Here is a 17,921-nt window from a genome sequence, read left to right as displayed (position 1 = left end):
ACGCCGATGTGTCACTGGCTGAAAGCGGCGTCGAAGGTCTTTCCGGCCCGCAGGTCGGCGATGAATTTCAGCACGTCGTGTCCGCTTTTCCACCGGGACACCACGCAGGCCGCCTGCAGGTAGCCGCCGTCGGTGCCCCCGGCCGTGGCGGCGCCCCAGGAGGTCCGGGTGACCGCGACCGCCTGATCGTAGGGCAGCCGGCACCGATCGCTTCCGGACCCGAGGTAGCGCGGATCGTCGGAGACCAGGACCGCCAGCCCCTCGTCGAACCAGTGCGGAACCTTGCCGCGGGCCGCACCGAGCCGCTGGTGCAGTTCGAGATGGGCGAGCTCGTGCGTGGCGATCACCTCGCCGGCCCCGGTGGGGGAGAGCAGCAGCGCCCTCGTACCCAGGGCCTTCCCCTTCTCCCGGCCGCCGCCGATGCGCCGGTAGCACGCGTCGGTGGCACAGATCAGCACCCGGGCGTGCGCCTGCCGGCCGCCGTAGAACGCGTCGATCCGCCGCTGCGCCGCGTCGACGGCGCGGCGGTAACCGGCATCGTCGCGCTCGGCGTACACCCCATCGCCGAGACCGGACAGCCCATAGCATTGCGGGCAGGTGACCGCCGCGATCGACGGCGCGGCCGCGGCGACGGCGCCGACGGCGGTCCCGAGCACGAGCGCCACCGCCACCGCCACCAGCCATCGACGCTTGAGCATGCGCGCGATCCTATCGGCCTGCCCAGGCGGCCGGGGACACGTCAGGCGAGCTCCGGGACGACGAGCGCCAGGTCGAAGGCGTCCGCGACCGGCAACTCGATGTAGCTGTCGAGGTTCCGGAACCGCTGCGGCCCGCCCGGGTCGCCGCGCATTGGCCGGAGGTCGGTGATCCGCGGCGAAACGTGCCCTTCGCCGGGTGCGAGCAGGGCCTCGACGCTGCCCGGCGCGGGCGGGGCCAGATCCACCGTGAGCACCTCGACGCCGGTCTCGGTGCCCGGGGCCGGGCGCCGTGTCGGTGTCCGGCCGCCGATGCTCGTGACCGCGATCGACAGGTAGCCGGCGCCCTGTTCCACGGCCAGGTGGCTGCCCAGCACGGACACCTCGAAGGTGCCGCCGAGGCTGATCGGAATGCGCTGGAGATGGGTGTTGGCCGCGGAGATCACCATCCGCGACCCGGCGGGCGCCTCCCGCGACAGGTGCCGCACGGTCTCCGCCATCGCCGTGTCCCGGACGTTCACCGTGGCGTGTGCCCCCGACCCGTTCACGGCCGCGAGCTGGGCACGCAGCATCTGGTCGAGGAGGACGGCCAGCCGCAGCTCGTGCCGGGCGGTGGCGAACCCCGCGGCGGCGCCGCGCCGGGCGTAGATCGGCCGCAGCGCGTCGACCCGCGCGGCCAGTTCGGACAGCAGGACGGTCAGCGCGTCACGGTCCGCCGCCGGGGTCTCCCGGTACGCGGCGAACGCCGCCATCGTGTGCGGACTGGCCCAGCCCTTCGCGTACGTCCGAATCTGTTCAAGGAATTGAGCGGCCCCGGGGTCGACCCCGTCGAGGTAGCGCGACACCCCCTCCACCGCCGGCGCCAGCGAACCGAGGTCGGCCGGCAGGTCGAGCCCCGCGAAGCGCACGTCCCCACCGAGCCGGTTGTGCTCCCGCAGCCAGGCGAGCAGCCGCTGGGTCTCCGCGGTCCGCCCGAACCGGTAGGTCAGCCCCTGCTCCGCGACCTCCCGCTCGTCGCCGTCCCCGCCCCGCACCCACCGGTCGACCGCGAGCCCTTCACTGAACCCGGACTCGAGCGCCACGATCGAGAAGCCCATCCGCTCCACCAGGAACCGCACCAGCCGATGCCTGACCTGCTGGTATTCCCGGACGTTGTGCGCGGACTCGCCGATCCCGACGATCCGCGCGTCGCCGATCAGCGCCCGCAGCGGCTCGAGGTCGTCCAGCGCCGCGTCCGGTTCCAGCGTGGCGATCCCGATCGCGTTCATCCCTGCGGGCATCCTGCGCTCCTTCGCGTCGGACCGGTCCGAACCGCTCTCTTCCGGGCAGTCAACCTACCGGTCGGCAGCCGCGCCCGTCCGACCGGAGCATTCCTAGAATCCTAGGATGCCTTAGAGGCGATGCCGCCCGTCACGAGCCGGGTAACCCCATGCCGGCAGCCGCGGAGGTCACGGGCGACGACATGGGGGAGGACCGGGTGTCCCAGCGCTACTAACCCGCCCGAGGACATCGCCGCGGGCTACATCGAGCACATGTGATCGGCCGCGTTTGCGGCTGGTGACACGCTCCTTGCCGCCAGGACCTGCCGTGCCCGGCAATCAAGCTCAAGATCATTTCCAGGTACGACCGACGGAGATCCGTGGCCAGGCTCGAGCCGAGTCCCGTGCCATCCCGCGCGAGGCCCGCGCCACCCGGGCCGGAGCCGCGCGTCACGGTCCGCTTCCAGCCGACGGGTGAACCCGGCCATTCCGGGAAGTGGGCAGGCAGTCCCGGCCGGTGGTCAAGAGCTGCCCCCACCAGCGAAGATCCGGTCCCGACTTGCTCTGTGGGTCTCTGGCCGTGGCCGCCGGTTTGCCGGTCAGGACAGTTGCCGTGCCCTCTCCTCCACCGCGGCGTTCAGTTCGCCGGCGTATGAGCCGTCGTCCCGGGCGGCATCCTGCGGCCGTTTCGGGAACAGCCACCCGATATCGCTGACCACACCTACGCGGTGGTGACGCCACGTTCATCGCGCCCGAACCCCAGCGCCTACCGTGACGCCACGTTCATCGACCGAACATCCGCGTGCCTTGCTGTGTCCGCGGTGACCCCTGGACGCTCGAATCCACCGACTAGGTCACGGTAGCGGCCCGAGCCGGTCGACGATCACGACCCTCGTTGACGCCTACGGCGCCGGCCGGCGAAAGCGCCGCCGCCAGAGGGCAAAACCGCCGGACAGCACCGCAGTCGCGGCCGTGAGCGCCGCAGCGGTGAGCAGGCCGCCGGCGATTCTGTCGACCGTGGTCGCCGGCGTCGCGGCCGTCCCGACCTTGCCCGCGGCCAGCACGTTGTCGGCCACATCGATGGCCTCGGTGCCAACCGAGCTCAACTGGTGATGGACGGCCCCCGGTGAAAGCTCCAACAGCCGGGCGGAATCGACCTTGTTCATGCTGATCAGCTGGTAACGGCCCGGCTCGTCGTCGAACAGTGTCGTGGCGGCGTCATCGGTGGGCGCGTACGCGACAGCCACCGGCCGGCCGGAGGGCCACCAGCCGAGCACCCGCACCGCGTACGCCCCGTCGACCTGATACCGCGGTCCCACGGCTGCCCCGGTCGTCGCCGCGAGGGTCGTCACGGTCCAGCGCATCGGGTAGTCGCCGCAGGAGGAGCAGTGCTCTCCCGACACCACGAGCAGCCCCTGCCCGTCGCGGGTCCAGCTGCCCTTGCCCGCCAGCCGCGCGCCGTCCGGCAACGCGACGGCGGTGGTTCGACCGTCGGCGACGGTGACGATGCGGACCTGACCGGAAGCCTGGTACGCCAGACGCGTGCCGTCCGGCGAGAACGCGACCGTCCAGCCGTCCAGCGCCGCGGCGTCCGGGAGACCCGCGACCTCGGTGATCGCGCCGTTTCCGACGTCGAGCAGGTTCAGCATGGTGGCGGACCCGTTCGCCGTTCCCGGGTAGGGCCCGTCGCCGCCGGGCACGCGGCTGGTCACGGCGAGCCGGGCACCGTCCGGCGACCAGGCCTGCGCCGCGAGTTCCCGGTCCTGCCAAGCCTGCGGGTACGCCGTCCATCGGCCGGTCGCGATGTCGAGGATCCCGTCGCCGGAGGCCAGGCGGCGGCCGTCCGGCGACAGCACGGCCCCGAACCCGGCGGCCCCGGCGTTGTTGACGAACACCCGGTAGTCCCCCGAGTCCGCGCTGATCACCGCGCCGTACCAGTGAGAGCCGTCCGCGAACCACGTGTTGCCGCTGATCAGGACGGCAGCCGCGGCCACCGGATGTTTCGTCTCGTCGGCACTGCGGATACCCGGCGCCCCCACCGTCGCCGGCAGGTTCACCGCCCGCGCCCCCTCCACGGCCGCAGGTGTCCCGGGATGCCATCCGAAGAGACCACTTGTGATGCCGGCGAGCGTGAGGACCACGAGCGACACCGCCAGGATCGCACTGATGATCGATATCTGAACCGGCCAGTTCGGCCGTGTGCGCCCCAACGTCATGGGTGGTTGATCCTCCGGTGTCGATTTCCTGGGGAACGTCTGTCATGCCGCAAAACTGCCAGTGCTCGACCAGCTCATCCAGATTCAAGGCCCGGGCCATAGCCGGACATCATCACCGCGCTCGACCTGGACTCGATGCCCGTGCCCACCCAATCGAGCGTCAGCTCAATGGCCAGATTCGGCCGGGACGTCATGATCACCGCCGTTTGGATCTGGTGACACGTTTCTTGCCGACACCTCCTTCCCGTACGCGGCGGCCGTACTGCTCGAAATCGAAGGCAACCCGCGTGGGCTGATCATGATCCATGCAGGGCACGGTAGGCGTTGGTTGCAGAGCCAGGATCGGGAGACGCCCGCTTCGCGGGCGACCGTTTCGAAGGTGATCGTGGCGCCGGTGGTGTCGAGCCGGCGCAGGGCGGCCTTCGCGCGGCGCACGGTCGTTGTGGCCCGCCGCCGGGCTGCAGCGACGATGAGGTGGGAGTTGTCGGCTCGCACTCGCGGTCTCCTCGTTGCCGTCCTCGAGTTCGCCGATCATGCGGGTGAGGTTGTCGGCGACCTGTTGGTTCATCTGCGCGACGCGGGTATGGCCGCAGCTGGTGGCGTTGTCGATCAGGGTCAGGGTGAGGGTGGGCTGTTCGCGTAGTTCGGGCAGGAACTCGGGCTCGGTGAGGATGACTGGGCAGGTCAGGCAAGCATTGGCGTGTGGGCAGGTCTTCTGGACGGGCAGTCCGCAGTAGCCGTTGGGCAGGGTCTGGGTGGTCGTGGGTTTTCGCGGTTTCCGCGATCGGTCGGCCGTGCCCGTCCGGCCGTGCGAGCCGGCAGGGCGGGCACGGCCGACCGATCGCGGCGGCATCAGCGGTGCCGAGGGGAAGGTGCATCCGGGCCGCGACGCGCGGCAGCGGCCTGGATGGTGCGGGCCTCGCGTGAGGGTGCCACGGGACTCGGCTCGAGCCTGGCCACGGCGCCCCATCGGACGTACCTGGAAAGGATCTTGAATTTGTCTTATGCGCAGGGGGTGCCGTTGACCGTGCAGGACGACGGGCGGTCGCCGGTGCCAGTGCGGGCGAACTGGAAGCGCAGCACCACGCTGGACGACCCGTCCACCGGCACACCGGAACGCCAGACGAAACTCTCGCCGGAGCGGCTCAGGGTCGCCTGCGGGGCGGACTCCACCCACGACGTGCGCAGGTCGCCGACGTTGCCCGGGAAGCGCAGTACGACGACCCAGTCGACCGGGCTGCCCGTGGAGTTGCCGACCCGGACCTCGCCGATGAACTCGGCGTCGTAGGACCCCACCACCGAGTAGCGCCCGGTGACCGACGGGGCCGTGGTGCGACTCGTCGGCGGACGGCTCGACGGCGCCCGGGTCGTCGGCGACAGGACGACCGGCAGGCTGGACCAGGACGGCCGGGCGGTTGCCGAACCGCTCGCCGCCGACGGATCCGCTGGAGTTCCCGCCGACGAGCCCGCTGACGGGTCCGCCGGTGTGCCGGTCGCGGACGGCACGCCCGAACTCGACGGCGCGGCCCCGGGCACCGGCGGGATCGCCTCGGGCCCGGCGGCGGCGCCGCTCTGCTCCTCCGGCAGCAACCGGAACCCGGTGACGGTGACCATGCACAGCAGGGCACCGACGCCAACCGCGGTCGGCGTCCACGGCAGCAGATCCCCGAATCCCTGCCGGAAGCCGCCTTCCCGGAATGTTGAACGCTTCATCTCAGTGAGTGCCCGTCCAGCGCACGAAATGCCCCTCCCGCACCGGCCCGGCATATGTGAACGAGCACACAGTAGGTAAACAAGACGAGCAGGTCAACGGCGTCCCGGCAGCCGATTCCCGGAACCGCTCCCGATCGCCGGGCCCGACATCAACAAACATCAAAGTCAAGATCCATTTCCAGGTACGACCTATGGGGCTCCGTGGCCAGGCTCGTAGCCACGGTGTTCGGCCCGGCGGCGATCGCCGGCGACGGTGCCGACGTGGCCCGCGCCGTGATCATCGGCGTGTTGCTGGTCAGCGTCGCCGCGACGGTCCTCGCCTTCGCGGCCCTGGCCATCGACGACGCCTGACGCGCCGGCCGGTCAGAGCAGGATGAAGTGGGGCGCGGGGTGGCGCAGGAAGTCGTGGTGGGAGATGTCCCAGCCGTACGCCCCGGTGCGGCCGAAGACGAGCAGGTCGCCCACGCGCAGGTGAGCGACGTGCTGGCCGCGGGTGAGGACGTCGCGGGGAGTGCACAGTTCGCCGACGGCGTCGACGGGGGTGTCGGTCACCGACGGGCGGGGGTATGGGCGGTCCCAGGCGTCGACCGGCAGGATCGTGAACGGGTGGCTGTAGCCCCAGGCGGCGGGCAGCCGGAAGTGGTGGGTGCCGCCACGGAGCACCGCGAACGTACGCCCATGGGTGGTCTTCAGATCGAGGACCTCGGCGGCGTAGTAGCCGGCGTCGGCGGCCAGGTATCGGCCCGGTTCGAGGACCAGCTCGATGCCGTCCGGGACCACCACCTGGGACAGCGGGGCGACGTCGATCGACGCGTGCGATGTGTAGTCGACCCCGAGGCCGCCGCCGGCGTTGACGACGCGCAGGTTCACGCCGTACCGGGAGGCGGTCCTGATCGACCAGCAGATCGCCTCGGTGAGGAACTCGGCGTGTGCCGCGCCGTCGAGGTTGTTGGAGACCGCGTGCAGGTGGAAGCCGATCACGTCGAGGCCCTCGGGCAGTTCGGCGAGCACCGACGCGAGCTGGTTCTCGTCGATGCCGAACGGGGTCGGTGTGCCGGTCATCGCGTGGCTGCCGGTGACCGCGACGTCGTTGCGGTTGATCCGCAGGCAGATGCCGCCGCGGAAACCGAGCCCGGCGAGTCGCCGCGCCTCGAACAGGCTCTCCACGTTGAGCACGGCGCCGGCCTTGGCCGCGGCGATCAGTTCGCCGTCGGTCTTGCCCGGCCCGCCGAAGACGATCCGGCGGGCGCCGGCCCGGACGGCGAGTTCGAGCTCCCCGCCGGAGGCGACTTCGAGGCCGTCGCACGTGGCGGCGAGCGTGTGCACGACGGCGGGGTGGCCGTTGGCTTTCACGGCGTACAGCAGCGTGGTCCTCGATGGCAGGCAGGCCCGCAGCCGGGCCACCTGGGTGAGCAGCGCGGTGGTGTCGTAGAGGTAGGCGCAGGCCGGCGCCGGCAGGCGCCACAGCGCCGCGGCGACGTGTGCGGGAAGCTCAGCCATGCAGCGGATTCTCCACCGGGATGTAGATGTCGCCCTGGTCGGCGAGTCGCATCCGGACCAGGGCCTTGTGCGGAACGGTCGGCGCGGTGAACGCGGCGTGGTCCGCCCGGGCCTCCGCCGACCGTAGCGCGGCGTAGGTCTCGTCGACGACGTCGCGGACGATCCGCCAGGCCTCGGCTTCCGGAAGTCCGGAATGGATCACGATCTCGCCGAGGTGCGCCTGGAAGGCGGTGTAGCCGAGCTTGGCGCGCATCACCGCCGGGTCGTCGGTGCCGACGACCGATCCGGGCCAGAGGTCGACGTGGTGTCCGGCGGCGGCGAGGCGGGGCAGGTGCAGGCGCAGTCCGGCGAAGTCGCGCAGGGCGAGCCGGTGCGGGCGGCCGTCGACGAAGGTGGGCAGGCAGTTCTGCAGGTGCGCTTCGAGGGCGACGCCGTGGACGGCCAGGCGCAGCAGTGGCGGCAGCAGCAGCCGGGCGTAGTCGTGCAGCCAGGCGGCCGGGCCGCCGCCGTGCCGGTGGACGAGTTCGGCCAGGCGGTGGGGGAGGGCGCTGCCGGGGATGGCCTCCTCGCCGGGGGCGAGCCGGCCGGTGAGACCTTCGCGGAGGATGGCGGAGAGGTCGCGGCCGGAGCCGACCGGTACGGCGGCACCGGCGGTCTCGGCCATCAGCAGCAGGCTGGGTTCGCCGGCGACGAGGCGGTGCAGCAGCGTGGAGACGGCCGGGCCGTTACGGGTGCTGGCGACCGAGATGCTGCGCCGGGTGGAGGTGACCTGGATGTCCAGGGAGACTTTGAGGTAGCGGCGGCTGCCGTCGGCGGCGGGTGGCAGCAGCAGGGTGCGCAGGGCGGCGGTGGGTACGGCGTCGAGATGGCCGTCCAGTTCACGCAGGGTCCCGTCGGCGAACAGGTGTGCGTAGCGCTTCACGACCAGCTCGTGCTGCCAGGCGTGCACGGGCTGGGCGCGATAGCCGGCGGGGACGTCGCCCGGATGCAGCGTGCTCAGGTCGTCGCCGAGGTGGACGTCGTCGCGTACCGCGATGAAGCGGATCCGCGTGCTTCCGGATTCCAGATCGTGGGCCAGGACGTCGCAGGTGTCCCAGCCCAGCCGGGTCCGTCCGCAGGGGTGCAGGTTGTGACCGGAGATGGCCAGCCGTTCCCCGGCGATCGCCGCCTCGTCCGGGTCCCCGCCGCGTACCGGCCCGGGCCGGGCCAGCGCGATCGCGAGGTTGACCACCGCGTTGCGCAGCTCCGCCGCGAACGCCGGCGCGTCGATCCCGCCGAGCAGGTCCACCGGCTCGGCCACCCCGGAGCGCGCGAACTCGACCCGGTTGAACGCGTACCGGGTCGCGTCCGGGTCGTCGTCGGTGACCAGGCCCTCGCGGGCGAGGGCGCCGCGCAGCCGTCGCCCGACCGTCTCCGCGGCGTGCGGCAGGTTGTCGAGGAAGCCCGCGATCAGGTGCGGCGCGTGCACGGCGAGGGCGGCCTCGGTGTGCGCGACCGCCACGGCGAGTCGTCCGGCGGTGAGGTGCGAGGTCATGCGTGCACCGCCATCGGGTTCGGCTGGTGGGTCCAGATGTCTTCGAGCGGGTCGGCGGCCAGGCGCATCGCGGTGGTCGCCTTGATCGGCAACGGTTCGGTGAGCAGCTCCGGGGTGTCGCGCAGCCCGGCCGCGACGATCGCCCACAACCGGTCGGGTTCGGCGCCGTGATGGCCGGCGAAGGCGTCCACGAGCTGGGTGGCGACGGTGCCGAGCGCGGCCGCGGCGAGCTTGGTCCGCAGCACGGCCGGGTCGTCGGTGAGTAGGTCGCCGTGCAGGTCGAGGCCGAGCCGGCGGTGCACCCGCACGCCGCCGAGGTCGCGGTAGAGGATCCGGACCGGGCGCCGGTCGCGGAGCACGACCAGGGTGTTCTGCCCGTGCGCCTCCAGTGCGACGCCGCGCTCGAGCACGGTGGTCAGGGGCGTGAACAGGATTTCGGTGAGCTCTCGCAGCCATCGGTACGGGTCGTCGACGGTGTCGAGGAACCGGGTGGCGAAGACTCCGAGGGGTACGGCCTGCTCGCCCGCGCCGAGGCGGGGTGCCCGCCGGATCAGGTGGGCCAGGTGCCGGTCCGGCCCGTCCTCGGTGATCACCGCGCCGGCCTCGGTCTCGGCGAGCACGTCGATCGGCAGGTCCGCGGTGATCCCGGCGAGGAACTCCGACAGGATCGGTCCGTTGTGCACGGCCGCCGGGGAGACGGTCCGCACGGCCGAGGTCATCTGCACGTCGACCGCGGTCTTGATGTGCGGGCCGCCGTTGACCGGCGCGACCGTGCGCAGCGACATCAGTGGCCGGACCGGTCTGGTCGGCCCCACGTCGGTCAGCCACGGGTAGCGCCGCAGCAGCCGGGCCGCCTGCCACGGGTGGGCGTAGAGGACCGGCTGGCCGGTGCCGTGCCAGCGTTCGGCCGGTACCCGCAGGCGGCGCAGGCGGATCACCGGCCGGTGCTCGGGCGCGTAGGCGAGGACATCGGCGACGGTCATCCCGGCGCGGGTCCGGCAGCACGGGTGCAGTGGATGCCCGTCCACCAGCAGTTGTTCGATCTTGCCGAGGCCGTCCGGGTCGCCGGGCGCGATGTGCGGCCGGCCGGCCGGCTGGTCGGCGCGGGCCAGGGCCAGGTTGGCGACGCTGTTGGCGATCTCGCCGACGAACGCCGTCCCCGGCCACAGCTTCGCGGCCAGCTCCACGGGATCCATGTCGGTGAAGGCGGCGCCGGGCAGCGGCTCGCGCCCGATCGCGAGCCGCAACCTGTCCAGCACCGCCGCCCGTGCTCCCGGCAGGGCGGCGTCGAAGCGTTCGACCAGGTCAGGACGAATCTCCTGGAGCTGCACGCGAGTCTGGGCCGGGTCGGCGGTGGGTGTCGGCTGCGGCACACCCCCATTGTTGCCGGGTCTGTATCAGATGTCCGTCCGGGGTTTGGCCGCGCGAGGGAGGACACATTGACCGCACCAGCCGGTAATGATCATCGATCGGATACATTTCCTTATCGCAGTGGCGTGGGTCACCTTGAGGGGGTTGTCGTGGACGCGGACGTCATCGTCGTCGGTGCCGGGCTGGCCGGTCTGGTCGCGGCGCACGAACTGAGCGCCGCCGGCAAGCGGGTGGCGCTGCTCGACCAGGAGAACGCGGCGAACCTGGGCGGGCAGGCGTGGTGGTCGTTCGGCGGGCTGTTCTTCGTCGACAGCCCCGAGCAGCGGCGCGCCCGCATCACCGACAGCCTCGAGCTGGCCTGGAGCGACTGGCGCGGCTCGGCCGGCTTCGACCGCCTCGACGACGAGGACTCCTGGGCGGTCAAGTGGGCGCGCGCGTACGTCGAGTTCGCGGCGGGGGAGAAGCGTTCCTGGCTGGCCGGGCTCGGGCTGAGCTGGCTGCCGTTCGCCGGCTGGGCCGAGCGCGGTGACCTGCGGGCGGGCGGGCACGGCAACTCGGTGCCGCGCTTCCACATCACCTGGGGGACAGGGACCGGGGTGGTGGAGCCGTTCGCCGCGTCCGCGCACCGTGCCGCCGAGTCGAACCTGCTCGAGTTCCGGCACCGGCACCGGGTGGACGAACTGATCGTCGAGGGTGGGGCGGTCGTCGGCGTACGCGGAAAGATCCTGGCCGATGACGACGCCGCCCGCGGGTTCCCCTCGAACCGGGAGGAGATCTCGGATTTCGAGGTACGCGCCCAGGCGGTGATCGTCACCACCGGAGGTATCGGGGCGAACCACGACCTGGTCCGCCAGTACTGGCCGGAACGGCTCGGCACCGCCCCGACCAGCATGATCACCGGCGTGCCGGCGTACGTGGACGGGCGGATGCTCGCGATCGCCGAGGACGCCGGGGCGCGCCTGGTCAACCGTGACCGGATGTGGCACTACACCGAGGGCGTCCAGAACTGGGATCCGATCTGGCCGGGTCACGGCATCCGGATCCTGTCCGCGCCGTCGCCGATGTGGTTCGACGCCCTCGGGCGGCGGCTGCCCCAGCCGTACTACCCCAGCTACGACACGCTGGGAACGCTGCGCTACCTGCGCACCACCCCGGACATCGCCGGCTACGACCACTCCTGGTTCATCCTCACGCAGAAGATGATCGAGAAGGAGTTCGCGCTCTCCGGCTCCGAACAGAACCCCGACCTGACCGCGAAGGACCGCAAGGCCTTCATCCGCGAGCGGCTGTTCGGCAAGGGCGCGCCCGGGCCGGTCGAGGCGTTCAAGCGGCACGGCGCGGACTTCGTGGTCGCCTCCACCCTCGAGGAACTGATCGCGGGGATGAACGAGCTGACCGCCGAGCCGCTGCTGGACGCGGCGCACGTGCGGGGCCAGATCGAGGCGCGTGACCGGCAACTGGCCAACAAGGTCACCAAGGACGCGCAGGTGCAGGGGATCTACAACTCGCGGCGGTACATCGGCGACAAGATCGGGCGTACGTCGGTCCCGCACCGCGTCCTCGACCCCGCCGCCGGCCCGCTGATCGGCGTGAAGCTGCACATCCTCACCCGCAAGACCCTCGGCGGCATCCAGACCGACCTGGACTCGCGGGTGATCGGCGCCGACGGCCAGGTGGTGCCGGGCCTCTACGCGGCCGGCGAGGTCGCCGGCTTCGGCGGCGGTGGCGTGCACGGTTACAACGCTCTGGAGGGCACGTTCCTCGGCGGCTGCATCTTCAGTGGCCGGGCCGCCGGCCGCCACGCCGCCCGGTCCCTCTGATCGCCGGGCCGGCCGGGTGACGACGATCGCGAGCCTGCGCGACAAGCTCGAGACGCTGCGCGTCCTCGAGGCCGAACGCGGGTTCGGCAACGTCGTCGTCCCCGGCGCTCCGCTCGCCCCGGTCGACGGGCTGCCGCCCGGCACCACCGAGGTGTTCAGCCTGTTCGCCCGGCTGGAGGGGGTGAACTTCCTGTTCAAGCCCCCGTGGGACCTCCGGACGCCGGAGGCTTGGCGGTCGCGCCTGACCGACGACTTCCCCCTGGGCGAGAACCTGCAGGTCGGCGCCGAGATCGTCAGCATGCCCGAGCACCTGCCCGGCGATACCGAGGAGATCGAGGACCGGGTCGGGTACGGCGGCGCGTCGGTCATGATGCGCGTCGCCGACGGTCACGTCATCTACATCGACCCCGAGGACTACATCGGCGCGTACGACGACCCCGATCCCAGCCACACCGAGATCGTGATCTTCGCTCCGGACCTGGCGACCTTCTTCGACGAGTACGTTCTCGGCGAGAAGTATCCCCGGCTGGTGGACGTGGTCCTCGGCACCGGCACGGCGGACAGACGGCACCCAAGAACCGGCGAGTACGTGGACAGCTGGCGACGCCTGCTGATCGCCGCCGGCCTGCTCGGCTGTCCCTGAAAGCCCTCCCCGTACCAGCAGAACGCGTTGACCAGCGCGATCAAGAAGTGTGGGGCGTTACGTCGGACGGTCTACGCCGCCCGCTATCTGGCAGCTCAACGCCCCTCAACCGAACCTCGTGTTTGCGGCTACGCAGCTTCAGCGCGGGAGGTGGCCGTGCAGGAACGTCCGGACGCCGGCAGTGATGATCTCGTCGGTCTCGGGGTCGTCGAGGGTGAGGGTTCCCTGCTCGTACCGTTCGGTGATCTCGGCGAAGGCGAGCAGGTGGAAGTGGACGGCCGCCCGTTCGGGGTTGTCGGATGTGAGGAGGCCTTGCCGAATGAGCATGTCGAGGTGGCGGGCGAGTTCGGCCCGCGCTGCCTGAGGTCCGGCGTCCTGCCAGGCTTGCCGTACGTGCGGGGGAAAGTGGTTCGCCTCGGTAGCGATCTGCCGGATCAAGGCGAAGTGTTCGGTGAACTGCGCCATGGTGGCCACCCACGCTCGGGCGACGGCGACCAGGCCGGACTCCAGATCGGTGCAAGCGTCAAGATGCTGCCTCGTGCGCGCGATGAGGACGTCTCTGACCTGGACTGAGCTGTCCACGACCACAGAAGTGAACAGCTTCTCCTTGTCGCCGAAGTGGTTGTAGATCGTGCGGGTGGACACGCCGGCCTGCACCGCTACCGCATCGATGCTGGCCCGGGTGTAGCCGTCGCGCGCGAACACCACGCGCGCCCCGCGGGTGATCGCCTCCCGCTTGTCGGCCCATCCTCGCCGCGGCCGGGCGACCTGCTCACCAGGATTCACCATGACACCCCCCATATTTTACAGTCATCGTTTTACAAAGTTGCACCGACCGTTGTAGCTTAGCGGCTCACGTCTCGCCTTCTCGCAAGGAGACCTCCGACATGATCGTTGTCACCGGAGCCACCGGCCAGCTCGGCCGCCTCGTCGTGCGCCACCTTCTCGAGCTGGTTCCCGCCGACCAGCTCGCCGTCGTGGTCCGTGACCGGGCCCGCGCCACCCATCCCGCCGAACACGGGATCACCGTCCGCACCGCCGACCACGACATCCCCGAGTCACTCATCGACGCCTTCCAGCCCGGCGACCGGGTCCTGCTCGTCTCGGGTAACCAACTGGGACGGCGGCTGGCCCAGCACGACGCCGTGATCCAGGCGGCGAAGACGGCCGACGTCGCACTGCTGGCCTATACGAGCATCCTCGGCGGCCCGGCCACCCGCTTCGTCATCGCCGACGACCACCAGGCCACCGAGCACGCCATCGAGCAGTCCGGACTGCCGTTCACGTTCCTGCGCAACGGCTGGTACACCGAGAACTACACGACCCAACTGCCCCACGTGCTGGCGCGCGGCACGGTGATCGGGACCGCCGACGGGCACAGCCGACTCGCTACTGCCACGCGCGACGACTACGCGGCAGCCGCGGCGGCTGTCCTGGCGGGCACGGGGCACGAGAACATGACGTACGAGCTGAGCGGCGACCGATCGTGGAGCCTGCACGAGTACGCCGCCGAACTGTCCCGGCACGCCGGCGAGAACATCACCTACCAGCAGGTCTCCGCGGTCGACTATCAGCGGATGCTGTCCGCCGCGGGTCTGCCCGACGCCATGCTGCCGGTCTTCGTCGACACCGAGGACGCCATCGCCCGCGGCGAACTGGCCACCGTCACCGGCGACCTGAGTCGGCTCATCGACCGGCCCACCACGCCGCTGCCGGCAGCGATCAAAACGCAGCTGGCAACAGCCGGCCAGTAGCGAACACGTCCACGGTGGTGAGGGCTGGACGGTAAGCGCAGAAGTGGTGTTCAGCCGATTCCGAGGATCTTCGCCTCGAGCTCCGGGTCCAGGCCGACGGCCGGGCGATCGGCGCGCTGCGGAGCGGCCCCCGGCAGGCCGGACAGCCACGACCAGGTGTCGGCGACCGTCTCGGTGACCGGACGGCACCGCAGCCCCGCGGCCAGGGCCTTGCTGACATCCGCCCGGTGCATGAAGTCGTGGCTCTCACCCGGTGGAAGCCAGATCGGCAGATCGGTCCACGGCTCCACCCCGGCGGCCAGGATCGGCTCCGGATCGGTCCAGCGCAGCTCCGCGCGGCCGCCGGTGACCGTGTTCGCCGCGTCCAGCAGCGATCCCATCGTGGCGTGCCCGGACTCGCCGACCACGTTGACAGCGCCGGACGTACCGACGTTGTCGAGGATGAACAGCGCCAGATCCCGTACGTCGATGTATTGAAGTGGCAGCTCACGCGGGCCGGGCGCGAGGGTTGGGCCGCCGCGGTGCAGCCGGTCGAGCCACCACGGCAGCCGGCCGATGTCCTCGTGCGGGCCGAGGATCAGGCCGGCCCGGGCGAGCAGCACCGGCCCGCCGAACGCCTCGGTCGCCCGCTCGCCACGCAGCTTGTCACCGGCGTAGCCCGGATCGTCGAGGTCGGCGAGGGGACTGTCCTCGCTGAGGGGCTGGGCGGCGAGCCAGCGGTAGACGGAACGGCTGGAGACGTACGTCAGATGGCCGGCGCGGCCGGCGAGCAGCGCGGCCGCCGTACCCACCGGGGACGCGCCCGCCGACCAGGTGTCGACGACGGCGTCCCACGTGCCGGTGCCGAGGGCGGCCAGGCCGTCGCCGGTTAGCCGGTCACCGGTCAGCGTCTCGACGCCGGGGACCGGCTCGCGGTGACCGCGATTGAACACCGTGACATGGTGGCCCGCCGAGACGGCCGTGGAGGCGAGGACCCGGCCGACGAAACCGCTGCCCCCGAGGATCAGAATCCGCATGCGGCCGAGCCTGCCCGAGCGGGCGGCCCGGCCCCAAACGGATCTGCTCAGGGCAGAGCATGATTCAACCTCGGCATCGGCCCTCAGCGGCGCCGGCCACGTTGAAAGGCTCAGTCCTCCAGGAACGTTTCGAGGGCTTCGACGACCAGGGCGTGGTCCTCGGCCTGGGGAAGGCCGGAGACGGTCACGACACCGACCACGCCGACGCCGGGAACCCGGACCGGGAAGGCGCCCCCGTGCGCGGCGAACAGCGCCGGGTCGGTGCCCATCGACTCGTCCAGGCTCTGGCCCTTCGCCGCGAGCCGGCGGCCGACCAGGTAGGAGGAGGCGGCGAAGCGGTAGACGACCCGGACCTTGCGCTCGATCCAACTGTCGTTGTCGGCGGTGGAGCCGGGCAGGCCGGCGTGGAACAGCTGCTGCTGGCCGCGGCGGAGGTCGACCGCGACCGGCAGGCGGCGCTCGGTGGCCAGGTTGACCAGCAGGCAGCCCAGCGCCCACGCGTCGGCCTCGTCGAAGTGGGTGAAGACCAGGCGGCGTTCCTGTTCCTCGATCTCGGCGATCAGATTCTGCGACTCGTCGCTCATTACCTCATTCTTATCTGATCGCCGCCGAGGTCGACGATCAGGGCTAGGGCCAGGAGATTCCCAGCTGGGCGGCGCCGAGCTTGACGATCAGGGCGAGGACCACGACCAGCAGCACGACGCGGACGAAGCCGGAGCCTTTGCGCAGGGCCATCCGGGCGCCGATGACCGCACCGGCGATGTTGCAGACCGCCATGCCCGCACCGAGCAGCCACTCCACGTGCCCGGTCGCCGCGAAGACGATCAGGGCGCCCAGGTTGGTGCCGGTGTTGACGAGCTTCGCCATCGCCGAGCCGTGCACGAAGTCCGCCCCGACGATCGCGGTGAACGCGAGGACCAGGAACGTGCCGGTGCCCGGGCCGATCAGCCCGTCGTACGCCGCGATCAGGCCGCCGGCGACCGCCACGACCGCGCCGCGGCGCAGCGCGGTCCGCTTCTCCATGTGTTCGGCCCGGCCCATGGCCGGCCGCACGGTCACGAAGACCGCGACCGCGACCAGGACGACGAGCACGACCGGCCGGTACGCCTCGGGCGGGATGGAGCCGGCCAGCAGCGCCCCGCAGCCGGCGCAGAGCAGGGCCAGGGCGGCGGACGGCGCGGCCACCCCCCAGTCGATTTTGGTCTTGCGCGCGTAGGTGACCGCGGCGGTGCTGGTACCGCAGATCGCGGCGAGCTTGTTGGTGCCCAGGACGGTGGGCAGGGACAGTTGCGGGGCGGCGACGAGCAGGGCGGGCAGCAGCAACAGGCCACCACCACCGACGACCGCGTCGACCCAGCCGGCCGCCGCGGCCGCCACGAGGAGCGTGACGATCACCGGCGACCGCGTGCCCGCTGGAGCCAGATTCCGAGCATCGCACCGACGATAAAGATCAGCATCGAGCAACACAGAGCCTTCGTGAACATCCGGACACTGTAACGGACGCCCTATCTGTGCAGGTCACAGTGCATTTGGGGAGCCCGAGCCGCTTCGCTGTCCCGCTCAGCGAGTCGGCGTGGGGGTCGGGTCGACTCCACCGACGCTGGCCATCCCGCCGAGGACCAGCCAGAAGAACAGGATGATGGCGGGAGCGAGGGATACGTAACCGATCGCCAGCCCGGCCACCGCCATGCCGCGACCCGAGGCGCGATTGTCCCGGGTCTCCTTCAACGCCACATGGCCCGCGATCACCGCCACGATGTTCGGAATGCCGAGCAGGCACCAGCCAGCGAACAGGCCGACCAGGGAAACGACCAGCGCCACTACCGCGGAGTTCGAGGTGGGTGGCGGCGGGAGAACGGGAACGAACCCGCCGTACTGCGGCATCGGGCTGACCGGCGCCTGCGGAGCCGGCGGGAACTGGTATCCCTGCGAGGGTGTCGAGGGGTCATAGCGCGGGTCGTACGTCATCGTGACGGGCTCTCCACGGACCGGGACGGCGGGACTGGTCGGCGGTCGGGCCCCAGTCCGTGACACCCGGTCGCACCAGTCCCAACCCGTGCCGGGAGCAGGCGGCGATGGGCTGTTCCGCCATCAACGAGCGGACGATCGGATGAGCAATGCCCTAGAGGAGGGAACCTCGATCGAGAAGGTGGTGACGGTGACGTCCTGGCCGCCGTACGCCGCCGGCCGGCGCGTCACGATGATCGCGTTCATCGCGAACGCCTCCCGCGGCACCTGCGCCACCGTCAACGGGCCGATCAGCGCCGTATGTACTGATGGTGGGTCAGCCGCGGACGAGCAAGGTCGCCGATGTCGACGCCGGCGTGGGCACCGGCAGATCCGTCAGCCCGGGGTAGCCGAGGCTCCCTGCTGCGAGCGTAGGCCGCGGTACGGCCATGC

The 17,921-nt window shown here is 71.2% G+C and carries 18 protein-coding genes; 4 read left to right on the top strand and 14 right to left on the bottom strand.

From position 1 onward, the window contains the following. Window positions 1-11: 11 nt before the first annotated feature. The 5 genes from CHC09_RS25255 to CHC09_RS25235 all read right to left on the bottom strand — a co-directional run bounded on the left by CHC09_RS25255 (window position 12) and on the right by CHC09_RS25235 (window position 5,883). Entirely contained in the window at window positions 12-698 is a 687-nt protein-coding gene (locus CHC09_RS25255; RefSeq protein ID WP_089295675.1) for a hypothetical protein, read from the bottom strand. Between the two features lie 41 nt (window positions 699-739). Continuing rightward, window positions 740-1,975, bottom strand: coding sequence for an erythromycin esterase family protein (locus CHC09_RS25250; protein ID WP_089295674.1), 1,236 nt, complete (start codon window positions 1,973-1,975; stop codon window positions 740-742). Window positions 1,976-2,856: 881 nt separating this feature from the next. Further along, window positions 2,857-4,104: a PD40 domain-containing protein gene (locus CHC09_RS25245; RefSeq protein ID WP_179277274.1), complete on the bottom strand. Its 1,248-nt coding sequence runs from the start codon at window positions 4,102-4,104 to the stop codon at window positions 2,857-2,859. 262 nt (window positions 4,105-4,366) lie between these two features. Further along, window positions 4,367-5,023: a hypothetical protein gene (locus tag CHC09_RS47155; protein ID WP_203833206.1), complete on the bottom strand. Its 657-nt coding sequence runs from the start codon at window positions 5,021-5,023 to the stop codon at window positions 4,367-4,369. 149 nt (window positions 5,024-5,172) lie between these two features. Next, window positions 5,173-5,883, bottom strand: coding sequence for a cellulose binding domain-containing protein (locus CHC09_RS25235; RefSeq protein WP_089295672.1), 711 nt, complete (start codon window positions 5,881-5,883; stop codon window positions 5,173-5,175). 201 nt (window positions 5,884-6,084) lie between these two features. On the opposite strand from CHC09_RS25235, the gene CHC09_RS46570 reads away from it, so the two are divergent. Continuing rightward, complete coding sequence (locus CHC09_RS46570; protein ID WP_179277273.1) at window positions 6,085-6,234, top strand: hypothetical protein; 150 nt, start codon at window positions 6,085-6,087, stop codon at window positions 6,232-6,234. A 12-nt stretch (window positions 6,235-6,246) separates the two neighbouring features. On the opposite strand, the gene CHC09_RS25230 is transcribed toward CHC09_RS46570, so the two are convergent. The 3 genes from CHC09_RS25230 to CHC09_RS25220 are packed head-to-tail and all read right to left on the bottom strand — an operon-like array spanning window position 6,247 to window position 10,290. Continuing rightward, window positions 6,247-7,383, bottom strand: coding sequence for a type III PLP-dependent enzyme domain-containing protein (locus CHC09_RS25230; RefSeq protein ID WP_089295671.1), 1,137 nt, complete (start codon window positions 7,381-7,383; stop codon window positions 6,247-6,249). Further along, window positions 7,376-8,917 (bottom strand): IucA/IucC family protein, encoded by a 1,542-nt coding sequence (locus tag CHC09_RS25225; RefSeq protein WP_089295670.1) that lies wholly within the window; start codon window positions 8,915-8,917, stop codon window positions 7,376-7,378. The genes CHC09_RS25230 and CHC09_RS25225 overlap by 8 nt, the downstream gene beginning before the upstream one ends. Then, on the bottom strand, window positions 8,914-10,290 hold the full coding sequence (locus CHC09_RS25220; RefSeq protein ID WP_179277272.1) for an IucA/IucC family protein: 1,377 nt from the start codon (window positions 10,288-10,290) through the stop codon (window positions 8,914-8,916). Before CHC09_RS25220 ends, CHC09_RS25225 begins: the two co-directional genes overlap by 4 nt. 147 nt (window positions 10,291-10,437) lie before the next feature. Between CHC09_RS25220 and CHC09_RS25215 the strand changes: the two genes are divergently transcribed. Together CHC09_RS25215 and CHC09_RS25210 are read left to right on the top strand one after the other, a co-directional pair. Then, window positions 10,438-12,108, top strand: coding sequence for an FAD-binding dehydrogenase (locus tag CHC09_RS25215; RefSeq protein ID WP_089295669.1), 1,671 nt, complete (start codon window positions 10,438-10,440; stop codon window positions 12,106-12,108). Window positions 12,109-12,124: 16 nt separating this feature from the next. Next, on the top strand, window positions 12,125-12,751 hold the full coding sequence (locus tag CHC09_RS25210) for a hypothetical protein (RefSeq protein ID WP_143232530.1): 627 nt from the start codon (window positions 12,125-12,127) through the stop codon (window positions 12,749-12,751). Window positions 12,752-12,889: 138 nt separating this feature from the next. Here CHC09_RS25210 and CHC09_RS25205 read toward each other — a convergent pair whose 3' ends face one another. Beyond that, window positions 12,890-13,540 carry a TetR/AcrR family transcriptional regulator gene (locus CHC09_RS25205; RefSeq protein ID WP_203833207.1) on the bottom strand — a complete coding sequence of 217 codons (651 nt, stop codon included), beginning with the start codon at window positions 13,538-13,540 and terminating at the stop codon, window positions 12,890-12,892. A 98-nt stretch (window positions 13,541-13,638) separates the two neighbouring features. Here CHC09_RS25205 and CHC09_RS25200 point away from each other — a divergent pair, with 98 nt between their 5' ends. Beyond that, window positions 13,639-14,505, top strand: coding sequence for an SDR family oxidoreductase (locus CHC09_RS25200; RefSeq protein ID WP_089295666.1), 867 nt, complete (start codon window positions 13,639-13,641; stop codon window positions 14,503-14,505). A gap of 50 nt (window positions 14,506-14,555) precedes the next feature. Here CHC09_RS25200 and CHC09_RS25195 read toward each other — a convergent pair whose 3' ends face one another. From CHC09_RS25195 to CHC09_RS46565, 5 genes are all read right to left on the bottom strand, one after another. After that, window positions 14,556-15,521 carry an NAD-dependent epimerase/dehydratase family protein gene (locus tag CHC09_RS25195; RefSeq protein WP_089295665.1) on the bottom strand — a complete coding sequence of 322 codons (966 nt, stop codon included), beginning with the start codon at window positions 15,519-15,521 and terminating at the stop codon, window positions 14,556-14,558. 110 nt (window positions 15,522-15,631) lie between these two features. Continuing rightward, window positions 15,632-16,105, bottom strand: coding sequence for a heme-degrading domain-containing protein (locus CHC09_RS25190; protein ID WP_089295664.1), 474 nt, complete (start codon window positions 16,103-16,105; stop codon window positions 15,632-15,634). A 43-nt stretch (window positions 16,106-16,148) separates the two neighbouring features. Continuing rightward, entirely contained in the window at window positions 16,149-16,916 is a 768-nt protein-coding gene (locus CHC09_RS25185; protein ID WP_089295663.1) for a sulfite exporter TauE/SafE family protein, read from the bottom strand. A gap of 165 nt (window positions 16,917-17,081) precedes the next feature. Further along, window positions 17,082-17,489 (bottom strand): DUF4190 domain-containing protein, encoded by a 408-nt coding sequence (locus CHC09_RS25180; RefSeq protein ID WP_089295662.1) that lies wholly within the window; start codon window positions 17,487-17,489, stop codon window positions 17,082-17,084. Window positions 17,490-17,612: 123 nt separating this feature from the next. After that, window positions 17,613-17,771 (bottom strand): hypothetical protein, encoded by a 159-nt coding sequence (locus CHC09_RS46565; RefSeq protein WP_179277271.1) that lies wholly within the window; start codon window positions 17,769-17,771, stop codon window positions 17,613-17,615. Window positions 17,772-17,921: the final 150 nt, after the last annotated feature.

The organism is Actinoplanes regularis (assembly GCF_900188005.1).
Classification (GTDB): Bacteria; Actinomycetota; Actinomycetes; order Mycobacteriales; family Micromonosporaceae; genus Actinoplanes; species Actinoplanes regularis.
The sequence above is the reverse complement of the archived record's forward strand: the minus strand, read 5'-3'. Positions and strand labels throughout refer to the sequence as shown.

Excerpts from the sequence above, each read along its gene's own strand:
- CHC09_RS25190 (WP_089295664.1), bottom strand. The coding sequence starts at position 16,105 with ATGAGCGACGAGTCGCAGAATCTGATCGCCGAGATCGAGGAACAGGAA.
- CHC09_RS47155 (WP_203833206.1), bottom strand. The coding sequence starts at position 5,023 with ATGCCGCCGCGATCGGTCGGCCGTGCCCGCCCTGCCGGCTCGCACGGC.
- CHC09_RS25225 (WP_089295670.1), bottom strand. The coding sequence starts at position 8,917 with ATGACCTCGCACCTCACCGCCGGACGACTCGCCGTGGCGGTCGCGCAC.
- CHC09_RS25230 (WP_089295671.1), bottom strand. The coding sequence starts at position 7,383 with ATGGCTGAGCTTCCCGCACACGTCGCCGCGGCGCTGTGGCGCCTGCCG.
- CHC09_RS25195 (WP_089295665.1), bottom strand. The coding sequence starts at position 15,521 with ATGCGGATTCTGATCCTCGGGGGCAGCGGTTTCGTCGGCCGGGTCCTC.
- CHC09_RS25180 (WP_089295662.1), bottom strand. The coding sequence starts at position 17,489 with ATGACGTACGACCCGCGCTATGACCCCTCGACACCCTCGCAGGGATAC.
- CHC09_RS25200 (WP_089295666.1), top strand. The coding sequence starts at position 13,639 with ATGATCGTTGTCACCGGAGCCACCGGCCAGCTCGGCCGCCTCGTCGTG.
- CHC09_RS25255 (WP_089295675.1), bottom strand. The coding sequence starts at position 698 with ATGCTCAAGCGTCGATGGCTGGTGGCGGTGGCGGTGGCGCTCGTGCTC.
- CHC09_RS25205 (WP_203833207.1), bottom strand. The coding sequence starts at position 13,540 with ATGGTGAATCCTGGTGAGCAGGTCGCCCGGCCGCGGCGAGGATGGGCC.
- CHC09_RS25235 (WP_089295672.1), bottom strand. The coding sequence starts at position 5,883 with ATGAAGCGTTCAACATTCCGGGAAGGCGGCTTCCGGCAGGGATTCGGG.
- CHC09_RS25250 (WP_089295674.1), bottom strand. The coding sequence starts at position 1,975 with ATGCCCGCAGGGATGAACGCGATCGGGATCGCCACGCTGGAACCGGAC.